This window comes from Petrocella sp. FN5, from assembly GCF_029210395.1.
GTDB lineage: Bacteria > Bacillota > Clostridia > Lachnospirales > Vallitaleaceae > Petrocella.
In genome coordinates, this window is the sequence record NZ_JARGDP010000035.1 from 1 (window position 1) to 25757 (window position 25757).

Below are 25757 nucleotides of genomic sequence, written 5' to 3' on the forward strand. Positions count from 1 at the left end.
TATAATGAATAAAGGGCTGTTAATCAGCCCTTTATTTTAATATCGTAGATTAGTTTCACAAGCGGAGGTATGAGGATGATACAAGATAAAGAAAAATGGAGAGAAGACTTAAGAAATGCTTATTTTGAACTCTATAGTGATTTAGGCGGAAGTGGTAAAAGTTTTGAGTCGCTTATGCAGGTGATTGAAAAAAGAGCCAAAGAGAGGGGCGAAGAGCTAAAAGCTTTGGATTTAAGAGAACATGACTGGTATATGAGTGAAGATATGATTGGAATGATGCTGTATGTGGACTTGTTTGCCGGGAATATCAAACTTATGATAAATAAGATACCTTATCTATTGGAACTTGGAATAACCTACGTTCATTTAATGCCCTTGCTAAAGCCAAGAAAAGAGGAAAACGATGGGGGGTATGCTGTCGAAGATTATATGGATATCAATCCTCAACTAGGATGCTTAGAAGATTTTGTTATGCTTATGGATGCGCTTAGGCATGCGGGTATTGCTGTCTGTATTGATTATGTTCTAAACCATACTGCAGATACACATGAATGGGCTAAGAAAGCTTTAAGAGGTAACAAAAAATATCAGGATATGTACATGATGTATGATAGTAGAGATATACCGGATTTGTATGACGCTACAGTGCCGGAAGTATTGCCGGATAAGCACCCTGGAAATTTCACTTACAAATCTGAGATTGATAAATGGGTGTATACTTCTTTTAGCGATTTTCAGTGGGATTTGAACTTTAAAAACCCAATGGTTTTCGAGAAAATGGTGGATATTATGCTCTATTTAGCTAATTTAGGGGTGAATATTATCCGCTTGGACGCTATTGCATTTGTATGGAAAGAAATCCATACATCCTGTAGGAATTTAGCTCAGGCTCACAAGCTTATGCATATGCTACATTGCGTTAAAGAAATTGCATGTCCTTCATTGGCATTATTGGGTGAAGCCATAGTAGAACCGGATGAAATTTTCAAATATTTTGGCACGAGCGATTATGTGGAGTGTGGGATTTTATATAATGCTAACTTTATGGTTAACATCTATAACAGTCTAGCAACGAGAGATGTGCGTCTTATGAAAATCGATAATGAGAGATTCAAAGTACCGGTTACAGGTTGTTTTATGAACTATATCCGTTGTCATGATGATATTGGTTGGGGATTTAATGAAGAGGCTATTAAGCAATTTGGACTTGACCCTAATCAACATAAACATTTTTTAATAGATTTTTATTCAAGAGACTACGAAGGATCTTTTGCAAAAGGTGAAGTCTATCAGTATAATCCAAGAAATCATGATGCAAGGACCAATGGAACATTAGCTTCATTGCTAGGTCTTGAAAAAGCACAGGATAGGAAAGATTCACATGGACGTGCCTTTGCTTTAAACAGAATCAAACTGGTTACGGCTCTGATTTTTTCTCATAGAGGGATACCTTTAATCTATAGTGGTGACGAGATTGCCACAATGAATGATCAAAGCTATTTACAAGATGCCCATAAGTCAAAAGAAGGCCGATGGGTACATAGACCTTCTTTTGATTGGGAAAGGGCAGAAAAAAGAAATGATCCCTATACAGATGAAGGGGTTATATATCTATTTACACAAAATCTAATCCGTATACGAAAAGGCGAACCACTTTTAAATGGAAAAATTGAAGCACAAATCATAGACGCTAATCATAATCAGGTATATACTTTCTATAAGGAAGAAGAAAATCAACGTATGCTTTTTCTTTATAATTTTAGTGAGAACAATCAATATGTAAGCAATAAGATACTCAGAAACAAGGGGTTTTATGGGTATATGACGGATCAATTGACGGGTAAGGTGGTATCCCTTGAGGAAAAAGAACTGCACCTTTATCCTTATGAATGTCTTTGGTTAAAGGAAACCAAACCACAAGACGCCTAGGAGGTTAAACATGAGAGAATTTGAAAAGCCCACGATTTTTGTAAGTAGATGTATCGAACACAAGGCTTGTCGTTATGACGGAAGCATTATAGGAAGTGCTTTTATAAAGAAGATCAAACCACATGTTAATATCATTACAGAATGTCCGGAAGTTGCCATAGGTCTAAGTGTACCAAGACAGGCTATAAGAATTATTATGGAAAATGATGTAGAGAAATTGGTCTATTCCATGACGGGTGAGGATGTATCAGAGGATATGACAACTTTTTCTGCTAATTTCTTAACCGAACTTAAGAAGAAAAACATTCATGGTGCAGTATTAAAAAGTAGGTCACCTTCTTGTGGCATCAAGGATGTTAAGATGTACAAAGGAACTGGGCGTGTAAGTTCCTTGACCAAAAAAACAAAAGGATATTTTGGGAAAGCTTTTTTAGAGTATTTTCCTGAGTTGGCGGTTGAAGATGAAGGACGTATTAGCAACTATCAGATTAGAGAGCATTTTTTGACTAGAATCTACACAATGGCAGCTTTTGACAAAGTCAAGGCAGGTCAGAGTATGAAGACATTGGTCAAATTTCAAAGTGATAATAAGTATCTGTTAATGGCTTATCATCAAGCCAATCAAAAGGTACTAGGCAAGATTGTGGCCAATCATGAGCATAAACCGGTAGAAGAAGTTATAGAAGCTTATGAAGAAGTGCTCCGAAGATCTTTTGTAAATCCGATGCGACAGGGACGCAATATGAATATGCTTTTACACTTATTTGGTTATTTTTCTAAAGAACTAAATAAAGATGAAAAAGCTTTTTTCCTTGATCGTATGGAAGACTACCAAAATCACAAAATTCCATACTCAGTTCCATTATCCATTATTCATTCCTGGGCTATTCGTTTCAATAACTTATACTTAAAAGACCAAACAATTTTTGAAGCGTATCCTAAAGCTCTTATTGATGTGAATGATTCAGGTAAAGGTGTTGATAAGTGATGATGTAAGGACACGGTGATATTATCGCAGAAGACATTTTGTATATTAATAAAATTATTATTAATTAAATATAATAAAATAAGGCGAAATTAGTTTTGTTCTTTTTGTAATCTATGAAATCTATTTTCAATATGATATAATAGGATGTGTTAAATGGTTAACAATATATAGATTGACAAAAAGAGGAGTTAGTTAAATGAAAAAAATATTTGGTTTAATACTAGTACTAGTAATGGCAACATCCGTTTTTGCAGGTTGTGCAAAAGAAACACCGGTAGTTGAAGAAGTACCTGAAGAAGTAGCAGAAGAAGTGACAGAAGAAGAAACAGAAGAAGAAGTTGACGCAGTTAGTACAGCATCAATCGTTACAGAAGGTGATGCATTAGTAGCAGCACTTAGCGCTGATGGTTTCTGGCTTGCAGCAACTTTGAATGACATCGTGTTAGAAGAAGATCTTGTTGTTGAAGGCGAATTTATACACAGAGAAGAAATCGCTAGAAAACTTGGTCTATACACTCAAGATGCTGATCGTAACGTCCTTGAAAGATTCACATTGACAGCACCAAGCTTAATTGTAAGAAGTGAAAACTTCAGATTACAAGGTGGAACATTTGTTGGTGATGTATATGTTGAAGCTGACGGATTCCATTTGGTAGATAATACAATCGAGGGTAACTTATACTTCGCAAGCCAAGAGTATATGGATTCAAGTGTTGAAGATGAGACTGGTACAGTTACTGGTGTTATTGAAGTAAAGTAGTTTGAACACATGAATAAAACAAAGAAATCATAAAGTAATAAGCAAAAACTGCCGTTTAGACCATTTTCGGCAGTTTTTGCTTATTTGCAGGAAAAGTTAAGTCTTAACAAGATTGCTTTTATCCTATGGAAAAGTTATAATATATTGGTAATTGAAGCTATAGATAATAGACCTAGTTTAAGGAGAAAATGGGATGAATGGTTTTATGATAAGAGAAAGTGCCCTTAAGGATAATTACTACTACATCGATTATAATGGTGAATATGAATTGTCAAAATTAAGTGCTTGCACCGGTATAACTGAAAAGGTAATTGAACATATATATATGGAATATGATGGGGTATTAGATTCTGATAAAGGCGTTTTTTATTTTAATAAGAGAGGCAATGCAGCCGATGCTGTAGAGGATTTAAACAGTAGAGTAATTCGATCTAAAACATCAAGAACGGTTGAGCTTACAGAGGAAGAAATCGAGTACATTCGTAAAGCTTTGATTAATGAGGATTCAAATATTATTTTCACGAAGAATACAATACGTACTTCCATATTCAATAAATTGAACAAATAGTCACAATATGAAAGATGCCCATCTAACACTTGCAATTATGCTTATTTCGTAGTAAAATTTATTTATTGTGGTGTTGTGCTGTTTTGTTGCAACATTAGCATAATAACGTATCAGAATGCAATTATGATTCTGATCAAATCAAGATCGTTAATATCGATATAATTCGATGTTTTCTGAAGAAAAGGGGCATAAAATGAAAAAGATAGTTAGTATAATGATGTTGTTTGTAATGGTATTGGTTGTAGCAGGATGCGCTAAAGAAGAATCAGCAGATGTGTTAACAATAGCGGTTGATGATTCTTACCCACCAATGGAGTTTAGGAATGAAGATAATGAGTTGGTTGGTTTTGACATTGACTTTGCTAAAGCTTTAGCAGCTGAAATGGGTATTGAGGTTGAATTTATTCCAACGGCTTGGGAAGGTATTTTCTCGGGATTGAATTCAGATAAGTATGATGTCATTATATCATCGGTTAGTATCACGCCAGAGCGTCTAGAGGGATTTGAATTCTCAAAACCTTATTTGTCAAACGGTCAAGTTATTGTTGTAGCGCCTGGTGATGAATCTGTTCAAACACCGGCAGATCTTGAAGGTAAGAATGTTGGCGTTCAACTTGGTACAACAGCGGATATCGCCGTTGAAAAGCAACTGGAAATGACAGCTTTTGAGATAACAAAGTATGATGATATCACACAAACATTTGCTGATATGAAAACAGGTCGTTTGGATGCCATTGTTGTTGATTATGCTGTAGCCATTGATTATGTATCAAAGAATTCAGAAGACTATGTGATCACAACAGCTCAATTGACCAATGAACCTATTGGTGTTTGTATAAAAAAAGGTAACACAGCATTAAAAGAATCAATTGATGCAGCTTTAGTTACCCTTCAAGAAAATGGCACAATGCTTAAGATATCAGAAGAATGGTTAGGTGGCGATTACGTTTCTAACATAGATGAAGAATTACGTTAGATTTTTGAGAACTCGCTTTTCATAAGCGAGTTTTTCTTTTTTCTTTGACGAATGTGTAACCCAAGATATATAATGGACTAAATAATAATGATGGATTCTGATTCATCATAAGTGAGGACGTGATGTAATGGCAGTGACACAGAAACAGCTATTGGCGATTTTTGAGGGCGCTTTTATAACCCTTCAGTTGACAATAATTGCAATAATCATCGGCTTGATATTCGGGCTGTTTTTTGCATTAGCGCGTATTTCTAAAAACAAAGTATTAAACACAATAAGTTGGACTTACATATGGGTATTTAGAGGAACGCCATTGTTGTTACAGATATTGGTCATTTACTTTACCTTACCAAGCATTGGTATCAGACTGAATGCTTTTATGTCGGGTATTATTGCTCTTAGTTTGAACTCTGCAGCTTACTTAGCTGAAATCATCAGAGCAGCTATTTTATCTATAGACAAAGGACAAATGGAAGCGTCTAAAGCACTTGGATTCAGTTATTATCAAGCCATGTTTAAGATTATTATTCCCCAATCCTATAGGCGTCTTATACCGCCGGTGGGCAATGAAGCTATTATGCTTTTGAAAGACTCGTCACTTGTCTCAACCATGGGCATTACAGAGTTGCTTAGAACGTCTAGAATTATGGTGAATTCCAATGGTGACTCAATTTATTATGCTATAGCAGCTGTAATTTATTTATTCTTCACCACCATCTTTACCTTGATTTTCCAAAAACTTGAAGCTAAGTACTCAGTATACGAATAGGAGGGATTATATTATGATGATTGAATATAAGAATATATATAAGTCATTTGGATCCCTTGAAGTCTTAAAAGGTATCGATTTGAATGTAGAGAAAAGTGAAGTATTATGTATCATTGGGCCTAGTGGATCAGGTAAGAGTACGCTACTAAGATGTCTAAATCATTTGGAACGTATTACTTCAGGGGAAATCTATGTAGAGGGTGATCTGATAGACGCCAATGACAATGGTCATAATCAGTTGAAATTGCCTCAACATAAGATGGCAGAAATATGCTCTGAACTGGGTATGGTTTTTCAAAGGTTTAACTTATTTCCACATATGACAGTACTTGAAAATGTTATTATCGGTCCTATGACTGTAAAAAAAGAATCAAAAGAAGCTATTGTACCTTATGCAGAAGAACTTCTTGAACTGGTAGGTCTTAGTGACAAAAGAGATGAATATCCATCTAGACTCTCAGGCGGTCAACAACAAAGGGTTGCCATAGCAAGAGCGCTAGCTATGAAACCGAAAATAATGCTTTTTGATGAACCGACGTCGGCACTTGATCCGGAATTGGTGGGCGAAGTGCTTGAAGTTATGAAAAAACTGGCAAAAGACGGCATGACCATGATTGTTGTAACGCATGAAATGGCTTTTGCCAGGGAAGTAGGCACGCGGGTTGTCTTTATGGATGAAGGTGTTATTGTCGAACAAGGCGATCCTAAAGAATTTTTTGATCAACCGAAGACGGACAGAGCAAGAGCTTTCCTAAGAAAAATAGTATAGAGTTATTGTAGCTATTCAGGCATATAACGCCTTTTTGGAGGACTTATGATTAAATTAATGGCAGATTCAACCTGTGATCTATCCGATGCAATATTGGAAAAGTATAATATCAGCATGGCACCATTGAGTATCTTAATAGAAGATCAAAGTTATAAAGATCGGGTTGATATTCAACCGGGTACGTTATATAACATTCTAGGGACTTTGAAAAATCTACCAACAACAGGTATGCCCAGTCCGACGGAATATATTGATATTATTGAAGCTTCGATTGATCAGGGATATACAGAAATATTATGTATATGTATGTCTAGTGGCACCAGTGGCTCTTATCAATCTGCACTTTTGGCATTGGAGTACTTCGAAGAAAAATACGGAGAGACGCCTTATAAGATGCATGTTGTTGATTCAAAGTGCATGAGCCATGGTAGTGGCTATTTACTATTGAAAAGTGCATTATTAAGAGAGCAAGGGGCTACATTTGATGAGTTGGTTGATTTTAATGAGACTTATAAGACGAATGTGAAGCACTTGTTATCGGTGGATGATCTGGATAATCTAATTAAAAGTGGTCGCTTAACCAATGTGAGTGCTATGATTGGGAAGGTTCTGAAGGTGAAACCGATTATGTCTATGCGTAATGGTAAAGGTGCCATTGTTGCCAAGGTTAGAGGTCGTAAAAAAGTTTTCGCCCATTATGTTGAGTCTTTTATTAATAGAGTGGACTTGGAATTAACAGATTTTGTTATTATTGGTTATACTTCAGATCTAACGGTTGCAGAGAATATGAAACTTAAGTTAGAAAATGAGACAGATTTTACTGGTGATATTTATATTATGCAAATGGGTGTTTCAGTAGGTACGCATGTAGGGCTAGGTGCTTTGTCGATGTATTTTTTTGAAAAAGGTGACAGGCATGATGGGTTGGTTTACAATGAGATGAGTGCCCTTATGGATAAGAAGAATGAGATGATCAAGCTTATTAGGAGTTTGAAGGATAAAAATTAAAATACTGTTTATTATAGTTTTATGGATATATTAGACCTCTAAGTGGATTATAAAGCTTAGGGGTTTTTTGTTTTTTGTATAGGGGTCCCATCAAAACCCTTCCACAGTCTGATTCCAGGAACTTCATGATCGATGCTGACTTATAATGATAATAGTGGCTTCCTTTATCATACTAGAAGGAGCATATAATTTTAAGTATTAAAACTTCGTATATCTTGTACATTTCATTAAGATCCTTTATCTTGTAATTAATCAGTTTTGTGTTGGTTATATAGATTAAGAAATAATCTCTGTGTGTTGGGATTTTTTCAAGACCGGTATGACCAAGGTGGCGACATAGGCAGCGATGGCGATGAGAATGAAGTCTTTGATCATATAGGGTAACATCATGATGGAAATATCAATAAAGGACATGACTTTAGTTAAGTAGAGGTTGTAGATCATATAGAAATAAATGTTGCCAACGAAGTAGGCAGATAATAGGCCAAGAGTTGATATAGAAAATATTGGGAGGAATCGAATGCTTTTTTGTCTTGAGGTTAGAATGCCAATTAGCCATGCAGCAAGAGCAAATCCGATAATGTAGCCAAAGGTGGGTTTTAGGATATAACCAACGCCGCCACCGCCTGTAAAAACGGGTAAACCGGCTAGTCCGAGGAGAATATAGATGATTTGGGACATGAGTGCATTTTTTGAACCAAGCAATAAGCCGGCAAATACACAGAAAAAAAGTTGGAAGGTTATAGGAACCAATGGGAAAAATGGGTTTGGAATTTTAACGAGTGCGCCAACCACCATTAGAGCTGTGAATAAAGATGTAAGTATTAAGTCTCGTGTAGTAAGTTTCATAAAGTCCTCCTTTTTGGGTTAAGGTGTCATAGCTATTATAAAATCAAAGAGTTGGATTGTCAACCATTACTAAAGGACGGTTAACAATGAAGGCGTATATGCAAATATTTTTCACGAAATATACGAAAAAAATAGGGGAAATAGTCGTTAATATGATAAAAAATAAAGTAGTTGTATATAATTCCAAGATATTGTATACTCATAACATATGAAAAATGGAGGATACTTATTATGGAACAATTAGAAAAAAAATATGGTTTGTTGACCGCTATTGCGATGGTGGTAGGTGTCGTTATTGGTTCAGGCGTTTTCTTTAAAGCAGATGATGTATTGACACTAACGGATGGTAATATTATATTGGCACTTGTGGCTTGGGCGGTAGGTGCTTTTTCTATGATTTTTGGTGCATTGGTTTTTGCGGAGTTTGCACAAAGAATAGAAAAATCTAATGGTATAGTAGATTATTCTGAGGTTGCCTATGGTAAGAAGTTCGGATACCTTGTTGGCTGGTTTAAAGGTGTTTTGTATTTCTCTCCTTTATCAGCGATATTGGCTTGGGTTGCAGCTTTATACACCATGATCTTACTTGGAAGTGATAATCCAACGAATGCATTAGGCACTTGGATCTTGGCAGTTATATATATGTTGTTGACGTATTTAATGAATTATTTTGCACCTATTATTGCTGGTCGATTTCAAGTTACAACAACAGTCATTAAGTTGATTCCTCTAAGTCTTGTAGCTGTAGGTGGTATGATCAGCGGCTTAATTAACGGTGTTACAATGACTAATTTTACAGAGGCGATGAGCAGTGTTGGTAGCAGCAGCGGAACATTGGCATCAGCGGTTGTTGCCACAGCTTTTGCTTATGAAGGTTGGACTGTAGCAATCACTATTAATGGAGAAATCAAAGACTCTAAGAAAAATTTACCAAAAGCATTAACCCTAGGTGCTTTAATTGTTTTCTTGGTCTATGTCTTTTATTTTTTAGGTATTGCAGGCGTGCTTACAACACCAGAAATCGTATCAGAGGGTGATAATGCGGTTAACATTGTAACCAATCAACTCTTTGGTAGCACGGCATCTGTTATATTAACGGGATTTGTCATCATATCTTGTCTAGGTACGCTTAATGGTCTGGTCATGTCTTGTATTAGAGTGCCACATTCATTGGCGATTCGAAACCAAGGGCCGGCACCGAAAATAATCAGCAAAATCAATAAAAAAACCAATATGCCAATAAATTCTGCAATATTAGCAGGCTCATTATCTTTTGGGTATTTATTGTTATGGTTTTTTAGTTTAAATGAAACCTTTGGTGTATACATAGCTCTAGATGAGATTCCTATTGTTTTGGTTTATGGTTTGTATGTATTCTTATATATGTGGTATATAAAAAATTATAAGGACCTTAACTTTTTCAGTCGGTATATTAAACCAATTTTTGCAACGATTGGTTCTCTGATTATACTCTATGGGGGCATAACTAATCCAAGTATTGGCATGTATTTGATTGTATCGGTTATTGTTATTCTGATTGGACTGTTATTTTATAGAAAAGAAGCTTCAGTAGAATAAAAGCTTCATGGGAGTGGAATGAAGATGGAAATGTATAGTATTTTTGCTCAATATAAGGGATTATCCAGATCTGCTTATGTCATTTTTTTTGCAAGGATTATCACAAATATGGGCGCCTTCATATGGCCTTTAATGACTTTGATTCTAGTCAACAAGATGGGGTATACAGAATCCCAGACAGCTTTGGTTGCAATTGTCATAGGTGTGGTTTATCTACCCGCAACCATATTGGGTGGTCGTTTGGCTGATCGTTTTAATAGGAAGCATCTCATCGTATTTTTAGATACATTAAGTGTTATTTTTTTTATCAGTTGTGCTTTTGTTGAGCCAGGCTTTGATATGTTGATACGCTTCTCTTTAGCAGGTTTATTTGCAAATATGGAAGGTCCTGCTTTTGAAGCATTAATTTCAGATGTGACAAAGCCGGCTGAACGGGAAAAAGTTTTTTCATTGTCCTATTTAGGACATAATCTAGGCTTTGTCTTCGGAGCAGCGATTGGTGGTATGCTATTTGAAAACTATTTAAGCTTAGCCTTTGTTATAGACGGTCTTACGACTTTTTTATCTACAATCCTGATTGTTGTTTTTGTGGTTGTTATTAAGCAAGATGCTTTAAGTAAAGAGGAAATTAACGAATACGAGTCCCATGAGTTAGATACAAAACGTACTTTTCTAATTCTTAAAGAAAGAAAATCTATATGGATTCAGATTGTCACTTTTTTTCTAATCGCCTTTATTTATGATCAATGGACGTTTACATTGCCAATCTATCTTAATCGGCTTTTTCTTAGTGATGGTGCCAGGTATTTTGGCTATTTGGCGAGCTTTAATGGTGGACTGGTTATTATTTTCACACCTATAATCACGAATTTACTAAGAAAAAGTCATGAAATGCCTAAGATGATGATCGGTGTTACTTTGTATGCGCTGAGTTTTCTGGTTATTATTAATGAACCACAATATTATATTTTCTTTATTATGATTTTCATGTTTACCATAGGTGAGATTGTTAACATGTTGGGATCATCACCATTTATCAGCAGAAGGGTGCCGGCTTCACATAGGGGGCGCGTCAATAGTCTCGTTCACGTAGGGTTCTTCCTTGGATCTGTAGTGGGTAAAGGTGTTATGGGTCTGATTATTCAGTATACTGGTTTCGACATTGCCTTTTTCACCATAACTATAATAGGATTTGCGACGGTAGGACTCATTCTTGTTAATTATAAAATTGACAAAAAGTTATTTCCCAGCTTGTACAAGCCTAAACTTACAGATATAAGTGTTTGAAAATAAAAAGGCCCCCAATACATTTTGGAGTATTGGGGGTCTTCCTATTTTTTATAGTTCTTGATACCAATGATGTACATACCTGCAATATCAACTTTGACATTTTTCTTGATTGGCAATTCTTTAAAGACTTTTTCATCACACATAAGTGTCGAAATTTTAGGACCTATTTTAGCTTTTACTAAAGGCATCTTACGTAGCTTTAGATAAGCCGGCACCTGATCTTGCACAATCTTTGGTAGGTTGGAGTCTTTTATGCGCATTTTTTTCTTATCAATAACAAGAATTGTTACAGTCATTTTTTGTTGATCAATCATAGCTTGCTGGCCGTCAGCTTTTTTTTGCATTTTCTTTCCTACAAAGTATAGGATAGCTAAAACAACGGCTACGACAGCGAGAACAATTAATAAGATTTGCCACCATTCCATGGGTAATACCTCCTGAACACTCAATTCTTATGATGCTTTAGGATCTCCTTATTTCGGAGATAACTATATCCATTTTATCATGTAACTTTGAAAATGCAAGGCAATAATCTTTAAAATAGGTTTTTATAATGTACAATCGCCAAATACCTGGTATTTTGCCTTAATCTGGTCACCGATGATTGTAGCACAATGCTTTCTTGAAGCTTCATCCCAAGCGTCTAAATCTATAGGTTGGAAAAAATGGACATATACTTTTGCAGGCTTAACATTAAAACCATTATCCTCTAAAACAACATCTGTACCCTTTATGGCAACCGGAACGACTTTAACACCGGATTTTAGAGCTAATTTAAAGCTACCTTGTTTAAAGGGTAGGAACTCATCTTGCCGACTTCTAGTGCCTTGTGGGTATATAGCTAGATTATCCCCGGATTTTAGGTTATCGATACCTTTTAATATAGTTTTGACGGCAGACCGGTTATCTTTTCGATCCAAAAATAGACATCCAAGCATGTCCATCCACTGTTTGAGGATGGGAACTTTTGCCATTTCTTTTTTACTTACAAAGGAGAGGGGCTTGTTGGCATAAAGGGCCAGCGTAGGTGTATCCAAAAGCCCACGATGGTTGGATACAAACAGATAATGATCTTTTGGGTCTAGGTTGTCCATACCGGTTGCGACAAAATGAACGCCAGCTAGAGTCATAAGTCCCCAAGCCAAATAGCGGGTATAGTAACCGGCTATGGTTCTTGCCATTTTCCGATTGAATTTTTCAATAAAAATGCCTAAAAATAAAAGAGGCAAGGATAGGGTAAAAGAAAGGAAAAAAAACAGTAGTATAAGAATGCGTCTCATAAAATCACCTTTCATAGTAGATTGATCAAAGACCTTGCATTATTATACCACCATCATAGACTATTTGACAAATCAGTTTGACTTATCTGCCATATAAGGTTGTTATAGCTTTAAGTCGACCACTAAGATCATGGTTCAACATATCTTCAGTATAGCGCCATTGCCAGTTGCCACCGGCTATGCCGGGAATATTCATCCTTGCGGATGAATCTAAGTTCATAACGTCCTGTAGAGGTACGATGGCCATAACGGATACAGAACCAAAACAAGCCCGAATCATATCCCACACAATATGGGAAGCATCCGTATTCAAGTAACGACGTATCTTGTCCTTGCTAGCTTCAGGTATGGTTTGATACCAACCAAGGGTGGTATCGTTATCATGGGTGCCCGTATAACAGACAGAACTGGGTACGAAGTGATGGGGTAAGAAGCCATTTTCTTCAACGGTCTCAAAGCCAAACTGTAGAATTTTCATACCAGGCAAATTAAAAGTATCTCGTAAATCTTCTACTTCCCTAGTGATGACACCTAAGTCTTCCGCTATAATAGGTAGATCATGACCAAGTGCTTCCTGGAAGGCATAAAATAAATCTTTGAATGGGCCTTTACGCCATTCTCCTGATATAGCGTTCGGTGCATCAAAAGGTACTGCCCAATAAGCTTCAAAGCCTCTAAAATGATCAATTCTAAGTATATCAACTAAGGTTAAGGTATATCGAACTTTTTCTACCCACCAAGCATAGTTAGTTGATTTGTGCATTTCCCAGTTATATAGTGGGTTACCCCAAAGCTGCCCAGTTTCACTGAAGTAGTCAGGTGGTACGCCTGCAACAGAAGTTGGATACCCCTTTTCGTCTAAATAGAAGAGTTCTTTATTTGCCCAAACATCCGCACTGTCAAAAGCCACAAAGATTGGTGTATCACCTATAATTTCAATATTTTTTTCATTAGCATAGGCTTTTAGTGCAAACCATTGATCGAAAAAAATAAACTGAAGGAATTTATAATACTTAATGGATTTGGTCAACTTTCTGGTCCATGACTTTTTATCAGCTTCGGTTGGAAACGCAATGGAAGTATCCCACTTTGTCCAAACCACACCTTCGTGATAATCTTTGGAAGCCATAAAAAGTGCATAATCACTAAGCCAAGTTTTTTGTTTTGTACAGAAGCTTTTAAAGGTCTTATGAAGTGCATCGTCTTCTAACACTTCGAATTTATCAAAAGCTTTTTTTAGCAAGTTGTTTTTATACATAATAACCGGTCCAAAGTCAACTTTGCTTGGATCCCATGGTTTGATATCATCAATATCTGTTTTATCCAACAAACCCATCTCATATAAGCGATCAGGGCTTATAATTAAAGGTTGTCCGGCAAATGAAGAGAAAGATTGATAAGGTGAGTCGCCGTAACCGGTTGGTCCGATAGGCAGTACTTGCCATAGTTTTTGTCCAGAATTTTCTAAAAAATCAATAAACGCATAAGCGCTTTTTCCTAAGTCACCAATACCATAAGGACCGGGGAAAGAAGTGGGATGTGCAATAATACCGGATTTTCTTGGATTTTTCTCCATGATGTTAACGGGTTCTGTGCCCATAGGTTAATCCTCCTATTAATCATAGTGGTTAAGGGTAGTCATGTCATTGCGTGCAAAAAGTTACTAATATATAGGTAAACCGTTTGCACAACCTTGCAGAACTAACCACAATTTTATTGTAAGCACAATAATTTTGCAAATAATAATGAATAACTATTGTACAGTTACTTATAATCATTATACACGATATCGTGAAAAATGGAAGGAAAAAACTACCCAAAAATCCACAATGTCTATGGTTAGAATTGCCAAAGAAAAGTGCCTATTTTCAATAGGTTAATCGGTTGAATTTATTTCTAGAAAACCATTTTTGAATTCATTTCAATCATAAAAGAACATGAAAAAAGCGATCAAGAAGAGGATTCTCTTGAAGCCTTAATCATATTATACTTGAGGGCAAAAAGTTCTTCTGACAGGTCGACATAAACAATTTGAGGGTTAATCAAACGTCTGGATTCATCCCACAATGTTGCAAGTTCGGTTTGGCAATAAGCTCTGATTTCAAAGACGGTAGGGCTTTTATAAATACAGGTACCATTAACGAAAATAGGAACCAATAGTTCTCTTATGGTATAAGAGTTAGGCTTTAGAGTGGAATTTTTCCATGTACTTATAGGATCAAAAATAATAAGAGGATGACGCTCATCATAATGCTCATGAATAAGTGTTATAAGATCTGCCTTGATTTTTCCAGTCTCTTTATCATAGATCCTGAGCACTTTTTTATTACCTGGATCCGTTAATTTGTCATTGTTATCAGAGAGTTTTATTTTTGGAATAATTTGGTCACCGGCTATTTGTGCAGATAGTTTGTAAACACCCCCAAATGCTGGACAATCACTGGAGGTGATGAGATTGGTGCCCACGCCCCATAAAGTAATCTTAGCACCTTGTAGCTTTAGATCTCGGATAAGGTACTCGTCAAGGTCACTTGAAGCACTAATAATTGCATTTTCATGACCGGCATGATCAAGCATCACCCTTGCTTTTTTTGATAGGTAGGCTAAGTCGCCACTATCCAAACGTATACCGTATCGTTCGGGCAAAGCATCTTGATCACGTAACTCATTAAAAACAGTAATGGCGTTTGGTAAGCCGGATTTCAAGGTATCATAAGTATCCACTAGAAGAAAACAATCGTGTTTATATTGATTAACATATAATCTAAAAGCCTCTATTTCGCTGTTGAAGTTCATGACCCAACTATGGGCCAAAGTCCCTTTTACAGGTATGTCAAACATTTTCCCTGCAAGAACATTTGAAGTGGCATCACAACCCCCGATAACAGCAGCTCTGGCACCATAGATACCAGCATCCGGACCTTGTGCACGCCTTAAACCGAACTCGACGACCATATCATCACCGGCGGCCCAGTTTATGCGCGCCGATTTAGTAGCAATTAGGCTCTGGTGGTTGATGATATTTAAGAGGGCAGTTTCAATGAGTTGTGCTTCACAAATGGGTGCTATAACCTTTAGTATAGGTTCGTTCGGAAAGATAATCGTTCCTTCTAAAACGGCATAAATATCTCCGGTAAATTTGAAATTACGTAAATAATCGAGGAAAGGTGCCTCGAAAACATCTAGAGAATCCAAATAACGAATAGATTCTTCTGAAAAAGAGAGATTATTGATATAGTCAATAACTTGCTCAAGGCCGGCTGCAATAGAAAAACTACTTCCACTAGGATTGCTTCTATAAAATAAATCAAAAATAGATTTTTCACCAGAACGCTCTTGAAAAAAGTAGCCTTGCATCATTGTAAGCTGGTAAAAATCTGTGAGTAGGGATAAATCTTGTTGGGGCATCATTAAACCTCTTTCTACATTCGAAGCGAACTTCGTAACGTTATATAGTTTTAATACTTTAGTCATATTTAGCTATTAATTCTATTTTATATCAAAAAATTAAAAACCACAATGGAAGTGGTAAAAGTATCAAACTCAGGAAGATAGTAATAAAATGTAAATAGGTCTAAAGACTTAGCTATTGAATATATAAAAGTCTATGATATAATAGATAGGTATGTAATGTGTGAACTTGGATGAAAAGGCAATCCATTCAAGTACAGGAGGGTTTAGTCGTGTTAATTTTGAAACGATTTATTAAATGTGCTTATAAAAGACTAGTCATACTATCGCTATTATTGCTCATTGGTGTTACCCTACCAGTTTCTGCTAACGAGATAGTGGGCAATAAGGCAATCAATATATTGGTACTACATACCTACCATCAGGGCATGAGTAGCAATGATACTCTGAATCGTCAAATTGAGGCAGCCATAGAGGATTATTCAATGGATGATGTCCAACTGCACGTGGAATACCTAGATGATAGTAGGTTTGATATTATTAACTATGATGTAGCCTTTATAAATTATTTGAAGGCAAAATACAATAATAAATCAATAGACGGAATATTATCCATTAATAAAGGTGCGAGTAATTTTGTTGAAAATTATCATGAAGAATTATTCAATGGTTTGCCGATTGTATACATTGGTTTAGGGTCAGAAGCATATGCCTACAATGCTTCTGATAGAGTATCGGGAATCTACCAAGAAATCCCATGGGCATCCTTGATGCTATCTGCAAAAAAATTGAATCCAGATCTAAAAAAAATAAATATCTATACCAAACCTGAATTGATCTTTGAAAAAACCTTATTAGAATTAAAGGACCATGGAGAAGAAAATAATTTGTTATTCAAGATTTTTTCTAAAAATCAGGGACATCAGTATGTCAATGATCTTCTAGACATGAATCCGGATGAGGCGGCTATTCTGGTTTCAGATATGGATGACATATCCGGTTATGTGTTTACATTAGAGGACATTTTTGAATCTATTGATTTAAGTGGTAATGGTTCTGTCTACACAATCTATGAATCATATGTAGGGAGAGGCGCTGTAGGGGCTATTACGATAGAACAGAATCAATATATAGGTAAATCAGTTGGAATGCTAATGGAACTAGTAAAAGGTAATGATTTAGACTTATCATCATATCAGGAACTTAAACCAATTGAGATCTACGACTACACTAAGATTAAAAAGCACAATCTAGAATATAAAAATCTGTCGGAAAATGTTCGGTTTATCAACCGACCAACAGTTTTAGATATCATTCAAAACAATCCATTAGAATTCATTATACTTGCATTAGTTATAATGATGGTCGTACTAACGTATGCAATTACGAATCTGTTACTTAGACTTAAAGCTGAAAAAGATCGTAAGTTGGCTAGAAAAGATCTACAGGCAAGCTACATGGAACTTGAAGCAACACATCAGCAATTACTGGCCAGCGAAAGTGAAGTCACAAGGAAGTATGTAGAGCTTCAAGAAAAAGAAGAAGAATTAAGAAAAAGTAGGGAACGGTATAGACTGGCAGCAAAAGGCTCGGAATTTGGAATATGGGATTATGATTTTGAGACGAGAAAGATGTATTTTTCTAATCAAGCAAAAGACATCTTTGGATTGTCTGCTGATCAAAACTCATTTGTTTCTTCAGAAATATTTAGTTGTTTACCGTCAAATGAAGCTATAAAATTATATAAAAAAATAAAAAAACATCTGAATGTTGAAGATAATAATGTTATTGAATATGAAGCTATTATTGAAATAGAAAAGGGTAAAAAGGAATGGATTTCTATAAGAGGCAAGGCACAGTACGACGATCAAGGGAAACCTCTTAGGTTGGCAGGTTCATTAACTAATATTACAAAAGAAAAGGAAACGGAATTAAAAATCAAGAATTTGGCCTTTACAGATGAGCTTACCAACCTTCCGAATAAAACATATTATAATCAAGTTGTCAGCGAAACGTGCCAGGATAAAAACAGCAAGCTGGCCATGTATTTCATTGATATTGACAACTTCAAGACGATTAATGATTTCTATGGCCACAAAATGGGGGACCGAGTTCTTAAGAAGGTGGCGTCCATGATTCGACACGAGGTGGATGAAAGATTTGAAGTGATTCGCTATGGTGGTGATGAGTTTATTGTCTTATTAAAAGACTTCATTGCTATCGAGGAAGTAGAAGCACAGGCACAAAAGCTACTAAAAACATTCCAAAATAAATTTGTGATTGAGGATTCAATTTTTTCTGTAACCTTAAGCTTGGGAATTGCCACAACCTTAGATAAAACGGTTGATTTTGATCTGTTGCTCAAGCAAGCCGACCTAGCCTTGCATGAAGCTAAGGGCAAAGGCAAGAACCAGTATCATCATTATACAAAAACACTAATGGAAAAAATGGAACAGCAATTATGGTTTGAAAAAGAGCTGGAAATAGCGACCTTGAACAATCAATTCAAGCTCTATTATCAACCCAAATATGATTTAAAAGAAGAAATAATAGTCGGATACGAGGCTTTAATCAGGTGGATGCATCCTGAAAAAGGCATTATACCACCTAATGATTTCATACCATTATCAGAAGAGAACGGACTTATAATTGCAATCGGTAAATGGGTCATCTATGAAGCAATCTCTCAATTAAACCAATGGCATTTAAAGGGACATACACGTTTAACCATGTCCATCAATCTTTCAGCCAAACAATTTGTAGATGTTAATCTTATAGAAACGATTCAAGATGCCATGAAAGGAAAAGTCATACGACCTGAGCATGTTGAACTTGAGATTACAGAGACTACAGCTCTGCAAGATTTAGGTTATGCTACGAATATACTGAAAGATTTGAGAAGTCAGGGGTATAAGATTTCTTTAGATGATTTTGGAACCGGTTACTCATCTTTGAACTATTTGAATGAATTACCCATTGACATTCTTAAGATTGATAAAGCCTTTATATCGGACAGTATGCATAGTAAGAGTAAGCAACAAGTAATTAAGACCATTATTCAACTTGCCCATGTCAATAAGATGGATGTGGTGGCAGAAGGGGTTGAGTCATATGAGGAAATGGAACTTCTAAGAACAGAGAAATGCGATATGATTCAAGGTTACTTATTATCAAAACCAATACCGCCAAATGAAGCCATAGAATTAATGAACAAGTACTTTGAAATTATCAAGTGGTGACCATGAAAAAACTTTACAATTAAGGGATGTATGTTATAATAATTTATTGAGGATACCCTAACTGAGCCCTGTCTAATTGGGGCTTTGTTATTTATTATACTAAGGTTTGAATGGTTTGTGGGTTATCCTATTATGAATTATTATTTGTATAAGATGTGAAAAAGATAGATACTATAGGAGGTAGACAACGTGTACAAAAAGGTTTCGACGGATTTGAATTTCGTCCAAAGAGAGAAGCAAATATTGGAATACTGGAATAAAAACAGTATTTTTGAGAAAAGTATTGAGCTTAGAAAAGATGGGCCAACCTATACCTTTTACGATGGGCCTCCAACGGCCAATGGTAAACCACATATTGGTCATGTTTTAACAAGGGTTATTAAGGATATGATTCCAAGATACCGAACCATGAAGGGCTATAAGGTACTTAGAAAAGCAGGATGGGATACACATGGTCTTCCAGTTGAGCTTGAAGTTGAAAAGGCGCTGGGCATCGATGGAAAAGACCAGATTGAGGCCTATGGTCTTGAGCCTTTTATTAAGGAGTGTCGCCATAGTGTATGGAAATATAAGAACATGTGGGAAGATTTTAGCGGCACCGTTGGCTTTTGGGCAGACATGGAAAACCCATATGTTACTTATGAGAATGATTACATAGAATCTGTATGGTGGTCATTGAAACAAATATGGGAGAAAGATTTGCTATATAAAGGCCATAAGATTGTACCCTATTGCCCAAGATGCGGAACGCCCTTATCCAGTCACGAAGTTGCACAAGGCTATAAAGACATTAAAGATGAATCTGTGATTGCTAGGTTCAAAATCGTTGATGAATCCAATGCCTATTTCCTTGCATGGACAACCACACCATGGACGTTACCATCAAATGTTGCCTTGTGTGTGAACCCTCAAGAAACTTACGTTAAGGTAGAACAAGATGATTCTATTTATTATTTGGCAGAAGCCTTAGTTGAGCAGGTCTTAGGTGAAAATCATAAAATTCTGGAAACCATGTTAGGTAAGGACTTGGAGTTTGTTCACTACGAACCTCTTTTTGATTTTGAAAAACCATCGGATCAAGCCTATTATGTGACCTGTGCCAAGTTTGTAACCTTGTCAGACGGTACCGGAATCGTGCATATTGCACCGGCTTTTGGTGAAGACGATGCTCAAGTTGGTAAAAAATACAATTTGCCTTTCGTCCAATTGGTTGATAGTAAGGGTGAATTTGTTGAACAAGTAACACCTTGGAAAGGACGCTTTGTAAAAGAATGTGATGCCGATATTATTCAATATCTAGATGATTCCGGCAAGTTATATAAAGCCCTTGAATATGAGCATTCTTACCCTCATTGTTGGCGATGTGACACACCTCTTATCTATTACGCTAAAGATTCATGGTTTATCGAGATGACCAAGGTTAAAGAGCAATTATTATCCAACAATGCCAAAATCAACTGGTTACCTGAAGCAATAGGTAAGAAGCGATTTGGAGATTGGTTGGAGAATGTCATGGACTGGGGTCTTAGTCGTGACCGTTATTGGGGAACCCCATTGAATATATGGGAGTGTACTTGTGGCCATAGACATGCTATTGGTAGCATTGCGGAGTTGAAGTCATTAAGTGATAACTGTCCTGACGATATTGAACTTCATAGACCATTTATAGACAAAGTACTGATTAACTGTCCTATTTGTGAGAAAAAAATGAAGCGTGTCGAACCGGTTATTGATTGTTGGTATGACTCAGGTGCTATGCCTTTTGCACAATGGCATTATCCTTTTGAAAATAAAGAAATATTTGACGATAATTTTCCGGCTGATTTTATCAGTGAGGCAGTAGATCAAACAAGAGGATGGTTCTACTCATTACTCGCTATATCTACTTTGCTTTTTGATAAGCCAGCTTATAAAAATGTTATTGTACTTGGCCATGTTCAAGATGAAAACGGTCAAAAAATGTCTAAATCCAAAGGCAATGCCATTGATCCTTTTGATGCTTTAAAGACGTATGGTGCAGATGCGATTCGATGGTATTTTTATAATAACAGCGCGCCATGGTTGCCGAATAGATTTAACGGGACTTCGGTTATTGAAGGACAGAGAAAATTCATGGGTACCCTCTGGAATACCTACGCATTTTATGTTTTATACGCGAATATAGACAAATTTAACCCTAATGATCATGTTTTGGATTATGAAGCTTTATCATTAATGGATAAATGGTTATTTTCCAAGTTAAATACTTTGATTCATGAGGTGGATACGAACTTAGAAAACTACAAGATATTTGAAAGCTCTAGAGCTTTAGCAGCTTTTGTAGATGATCTGAGCAATTGGTATGTTAGAAGATCGAGGGAGCGTTTCTGGGTCAAAGACATGCCACAAGATAAAATAAATGCCTATATGACCTTATATACAACGCTTAAGACACTTGCTGAGCTTTCGGCGCCCTTTGTACCTTTTATGGCAGAAGATATCTACCAGAATCTGGTTGTAGGTCTTAATCCAAATGCAGCGGAAAGCATTCATTATTGTGATTTTCCTGTCTCGAACAAAGCATGGATTGTACCTGAAATTGAAGCACAGATGGATTTGGTTTTAAAAGTAGTAGTATCCGGTCGTGCTTGTAGAAATTCAGCGGTTATTAAGAATCGTCAACCTTTGGCTACTATGTATATTAAGTCAGAAGGTGACGTGAAGTTAGATCCGGCTTATTTAGATATTATTAAAGAAGAACTTAATGTTAAAGAAGTAATTATGCGAGACGATGTCAGTGATTTTACGACATACTTGTTTAAACCTCAGCTAAGAACGGTAGGACCCAAATATGGAAAACAACTGGGCGGCATCAAGACTTATTTATCAGAAGTAGACGGTAATGAAGCGATGAGCAGATTAAAGAATACCGGCGCTTTAAGTTTTGAAGTCAATGGAGATTCGGTTGTTTTATTAGAAGAGGATTTATTGATTGAACCAACGAAACAAGAAGGGTTTGAATCGGCAACAGACAGTAATGTAACGGTGGTTATCGATACGAAGTTGACGGAGGCACTACTTGAAGAAGGTTTTGTCAGAGAGATTATAAGTAAGATTCAAACCATGCGAAAAGAAGCTGATTTTGATGTAACGGATCAAATCGACGTTTTTTATGCTAACAGTGAAAAAGCAGCTCAAGTTATAAAAGGCAATGTGGATTTGATTTCTAGTGAAACATTGGCCTTATCTGTTCTTGAAGGCTCTGATGCTTCAGGCTATTTTAAGAACTGGAATATTAATGGTACGTCTGTTGATTTGACAGTGGTGAGAAGAACGTAGCATTTTTGTAAACAAGAAGTGTTTCATAGGTGTCAAACAGGTCTCTAAGCTAATAAAAGCTTAGAGGCTTTTTTGTTCCTTTCTTTTGTGTCGTTGCTGAAAAAAGTTACTGAATATATCAAATATTAGTATAACAATAGAAAGAATTAAAATACAAAAAAATACATTATCATAAGATTTAATGAGTTAATATTTAGTAAAATATTTTACTAATAAATATATTAATATAGTGAATTCTCTCTAGAGGCTCTTTTTTAGGGTGTTTGATCAAAAAAATGATATTCGAACATGCGGTAAAAAAATTAACGAAGTGTAAGCGCTTGCATGAAAATGATGAAGTGTGCTATCATTAGGAAGTATAAGTCTTACGGAAAATGTAAACGCTTACAAATTCATTTTATTAAATGGAGGGTATATGAACAGATTAAATGTAAATAAAACAGTATTTAAAGAAGCTATATTAGAGAACATTAAAAACCAATTTAGGAAAACCATCGATCAGGCATCCAATCAGGAGGTCTTCCAAGCAGTTGCTTATGCTGTAAGAGATATTATAATAGATCAATGGATTGAAACACACAAGACCTATGAGCAAGTGGATGCTAAAACGGTTTATTACTTGTCCATGGAGTTTTTGATGGGTAGAGCACTTGGTAACAATATGATTAACTTATGTGTCAATAAGATTGTCAAAGAAGTTCTTGATGAATTAGGTGTTGACCTAAATGTCATCGAAGATGAAGAACCGGATGCAGGTCTTGGCAATGGTGGTCTTGGGCGTCTGGCAGCTTGCTTCTTAGATTCATTAGCTACACTTGAGTATCCTGCCTATGGTTGTGGTATTAGATATAGATACGGTATCTTTGAACAACGTATTATTGATGGCTACCAGGTTGAAAAGCCGGATGAGTGGTTGAAGAACGGCAATCCTTTTGAAGTGAGAAGACCGGAATATGGTGTTGAAGTTAAGTTTGGTGGTAACGTTCGTGTGGAGCGACGGGATGATGGAACGGAGCATTATATTCACGAGAACTATCAGTCGGTTAATGCCATTCCTTATGACGTGCCTATAGTCGGTTATAATAATAACACCGTCAATACACTAAGATTATGGGATGCAGAGGCGATTCAAAGCTTCGATTTAGAGTCCTTTGACCGTGGAGATTACCATAAAGCGGTTGAACAACAGAATTTGGCAAAATCAATTGTTGAAGTGCTCTACCCTAACGATAATCATTATCAAGGCAAAGAGCTAAGGCTCAAGCAGCAATACTTCTTTATTTCAGGTACGATACAACAAGTCGTTCGTAAATTTAAGCAAAAGCATAATGATATTCGTGAGTTACCGGATAAAGTTACTTTCCACATCAATGACACCCATCCATCTCTGGCTATACCGGAATTAATGAGGGTACTTATGGATGTTGAAGGTCTTACTTGGGGTGAGGCATGGGCAATTTCGTCAAGAACCTGTGCTTATACCAACCATACGATTATGTCGGAGGCCCTTGAAAAATGGCCAATTGAGTTGTTTAGTAGACTGTTACCAAGAATTTATCAAATTGTTGAGGAAATCAACAGAAGATTTGTTGTAAGTCTGGTGGACAAGTACGGTCAGGATAATGAGCGTATTCGAAGAATGGCGATAATCGCAAATGGTCAAATCAGAATGGCTTGGATGGCTATTGTAGGCGCATTTTCAGTTAATGGTGTTGCAAGACTCCATACTGAAATCTTGAAAAATGAAGAGCTTAAGGAGTTTTACGAACTTTATCCTAATAAGTTTAACAATAAAACCAATGGGATTACTCAAAGAAGATTCTTACTTCACGCTAATCCAAAGTTGGCAGAGTGGATCACAAGAAAAATAGGGGATGAATGGACAACAGACCTTACCCATCTGAAGCACTTAGAAGCGTTTGTGGATGATGAAAAAGCTCAAAAAGAATTTATGCACATCAAATATGAAAACAAGGTTCGGCTGGCAGAATATGTGAAGAAGCACAATGGTATTGAGATTGATCCAAGGTCCATTTTTGACATTCAAGTTAAGCGTCTTCATGAGTACAAACGTCAATTAATGGATATACTTCATGTCATGCATCTTTATAATGAGTTAAGGGAAAACCCTGATCGGAATATGATTCCTAGAACATTTATTTTTGGAGCAAAAGCAGCGCCAGGTTACGAACGTGCTAAGTTGATTATCAAGCTCATCAATAATGTAGCCAATGTCATTAACAATGATATTAATATACATAATAAGATTAAAGTGGTTTTCATTGAGAATTATCGTGTCTCTAATGCGGAGATTATTTTTGCAGCAGCAGACGTGAGTGAACAGATTTCAACCGCCAGCAAAGAGGCATCAGGAACAGGTAACATGAAGTTCATGTTAAATGGTGCTGTTACACTTGGAACGATGGATGGTGCAAACATAGAGATTGTTGAGGAAGCCGGCAAAGAAAATGCTTTTATCTTTGGTATGACCTCTGACGAAGTTATACAGCTTCAGCATGAACGTACTTATGATCCTTGGGACTTGTATAACACCAATCAAGTGATAAGAAAAGTCGTTACACAGTTGATCAATGGATTCTACGCACCTGAGAACCCGGACCTATTTAGAATGATTTATGATTCCCTACTAAATGGTGGTGGTGAACCGGCTGACCAATACTTTATCTTGAAAGATTTTGAGGCTTATATTGAAGCACAAAAAAGTGTAGATATAGCGTATAGGAATCAAGGTAAATGGGCAAAAATGGTCATGATGAATACAGCCAATGCAGGTAAGTTCTCATCTGACAGAACAATCGAGGAATATGCAACAGAGATTTGGCATCTAAAAAACACACCAGTTGACCTTACAAAAGCATAATAATTAAGGGACTGCTTATGCAGTCCCTTTAAAATAATTAAGAAAAGTCAGGTCATAAATAGCGTTAAAGGGTCAAAACTAAGTTTCGTAAAAATCACATATATTGTATGTGAAAGTGTAAGGATATAGTTTTGACCACATAAG

General features: G+C 36.3%; 18 protein-coding genes. 13 read left to right on the forward strand and 5 right to left on the reverse strand.

Annotated elements, in window-relative coordinates:
• The first annotated feature begins 75 nt into the window (after positions 1 to 75).
• From P0N36_RS09605 to P0N36_RS09640, 8 genes are all read left to right on the forward strand, one after another.
• Positions 76 to 1929 carry an alpha-amylase family protein gene (locus P0N36_RS09605; protein ID WP_275842627.1) on the forward strand — a complete coding sequence of 618 codons (1854 nt, stop codon included), beginning with the start codon at positions 76 to 78 and terminating at the stop codon, positions 1927 to 1929.
• Between the two features lie 10 nt (positions 1930 to 1939).
• Positions 1940 to 2917: a YbgA family protein gene (locus P0N36_RS09610; protein ID WP_275842628.1), complete on the forward strand. Its 978-nt coding sequence runs from the start codon at positions 1940 to 1942 to the stop codon at positions 2915 to 2917.
• 196 nt (positions 2918 to 3113) lie between these two features.
• The gene (locus P0N36_RS09615; protein WP_275842629.1) at positions 3114 to 3677 is read left to right on the forward strand and encodes a hypothetical protein; all 564 of its coding nucleotides are present in this window, start codon (positions 3114 to 3116) and stop codon (positions 3675 to 3677) included.
• Positions 3678 to 3870: 193 nt separating this feature from the next.
• Positions 3871 to 4245, forward strand: coding sequence for a hypothetical protein (locus tag P0N36_RS09620; protein ID WP_275842630.1), 375 nt, complete (start codon positions 3871 to 3873; stop codon positions 4243 to 4245).
• 193 nt (positions 4246 to 4438) lie between these two features.
• Positions 4439 to 5221 carry an ABC transporter substrate-binding protein gene (locus P0N36_RS09625; RefSeq protein WP_275842631.1) on the forward strand — a complete coding sequence of 261 codons (783 nt, stop codon included), beginning with the start codon at positions 4439 to 4441 and terminating at the stop codon, positions 5219 to 5221.
• A gap of 127 nt (positions 5222 to 5348) precedes the next feature.
• On the forward strand, positions 5349 to 5990 hold the full coding sequence (locus P0N36_RS09630) for an amino acid ABC transporter permease (RefSeq protein WP_275842632.1): 642 nt from the start codon (positions 5349 to 5351) through the stop codon (positions 5988 to 5990).
• A 16-nt stretch (positions 5991 to 6006) separates the two neighbouring features.
• Positions 6007 to 6759 carry an amino acid ABC transporter ATP-binding protein gene (locus tag P0N36_RS09635; protein ID WP_275842651.1) on the forward strand — a complete coding sequence of 251 codons (753 nt, stop codon included), beginning with the start codon at positions 6007 to 6009 and terminating at the stop codon, positions 6757 to 6759.
• 45 nt (positions 6760 to 6804) lie between these two features.
• A complete protein-coding gene (locus P0N36_RS09640; protein WP_275842633.1) occupies positions 6805 to 7767 on the forward strand; it encodes a DegV family protein in 963 nt (320 codons plus the stop codon).
• Positions 7768 to 8043: 276 nt separating this feature from the next.
• Here P0N36_RS09640 and P0N36_RS09645 read toward each other — a convergent pair whose 3' ends face one another.
• Entirely contained in the window at positions 8044 to 8616 is a 573-nt protein-coding gene (locus P0N36_RS09645) for a biotin transporter BioY (protein WP_275842634.1), read from the reverse strand.
• Positions 8617 to 8847: 231 nt separating this feature from the next.
• On the opposite strand from P0N36_RS09645, the gene P0N36_RS09650 reads away from it, so the two are divergent.
• Positions 8848 to 10194, forward strand: coding sequence for an APC family permease (locus P0N36_RS09650; protein WP_275842635.1), 1347 nt, complete (start codon positions 8848 to 8850; stop codon positions 10192 to 10194).
• Between the two features lie 24 nt (positions 10195 to 10218).
• A complete protein-coding gene (locus P0N36_RS09655; RefSeq protein WP_275842636.1) occupies positions 10219 to 11481 on the forward strand; it encodes an MFS transporter in 1263 nt (420 codons plus the stop codon).
• Between the two features lie 44 nt (positions 11482 to 11525).
• On the opposite strand, the gene P0N36_RS09660 is transcribed toward P0N36_RS09655, so the two are convergent.
• The 4 genes from P0N36_RS09660 to P0N36_RS09675 all read right to left on the reverse strand — a co-directional run bounded on the left by P0N36_RS09660 (position 11526) and on the right by P0N36_RS09675 (position 16172).
• On the reverse strand, positions 11526 to 11909 hold the full coding sequence (locus tag P0N36_RS09660) for a hypothetical protein (RefSeq protein WP_275842637.1): 384 nt from the start codon (positions 11907 to 11909) through the stop codon (positions 11526 to 11528).
• Positions 11910 to 12032: 123 nt separating this feature from the next.
• Positions 12033 to 12764, reverse strand: coding sequence for a lysophospholipid acyltransferase family protein (locus P0N36_RS09665; protein WP_275842638.1), 732 nt, complete (start codon positions 12762 to 12764; stop codon positions 12033 to 12035).
• An 82-nt stretch (positions 12765 to 12846) separates the two neighbouring features.
• Positions 12847 to 14364 (reverse strand): 4-alpha-glucanotransferase, encoded by a 1518-nt coding sequence (malQ, locus tag P0N36_RS09670; protein ID WP_275842639.1) that lies wholly within the window; start codon positions 14362 to 14364, stop codon positions 12847 to 12849.
• A gap of 350 nt (positions 14365 to 14714) precedes the next feature.
• Positions 14715 to 16172, reverse strand: coding sequence for a nicotinate phosphoribosyltransferase (locus P0N36_RS09675; RefSeq protein WP_275842652.1), 1458 nt, complete (start codon positions 16170 to 16172; stop codon positions 14715 to 14717).
• 275 nt (positions 16173 to 16447) lie between these two features.
• On the opposite strand from P0N36_RS09675, the gene P0N36_RS09680 reads away from it, so the two are divergent.
• The 3 genes from P0N36_RS09680 to P0N36_RS09690 all read left to right on the forward strand — a co-directional run bounded on the left by P0N36_RS09680 (position 16448) and on the right by P0N36_RS09690 (position 25613).
• A complete protein-coding gene (locus P0N36_RS09680; RefSeq protein ID WP_275842640.1) occupies positions 16448 to 19414 on the forward strand; it encodes an EAL domain-containing protein in 2967 nt (988 codons plus the stop codon).
• 189 nt (positions 19415 to 19603) lie between these two features.
• A complete protein-coding gene (ileS, locus tag P0N36_RS09685; RefSeq protein ID WP_275842641.1) occupies positions 19604 to 22732 on the forward strand; it encodes an isoleucine--tRNA ligase in 3129 nt (1042 codons plus the stop codon).
• A 415-nt stretch (positions 22733 to 23147) separates the two neighbouring features.
• Positions 23148 to 25613, forward strand: coding sequence for a glycogen/starch/alpha-glucan phosphorylase (locus P0N36_RS09690; protein ID WP_275842642.1), 2466 nt, complete (start codon positions 23148 to 23150; stop codon positions 25611 to 25613).
• Positions 25614 to 25757: the final 144 nt, after the last annotated feature.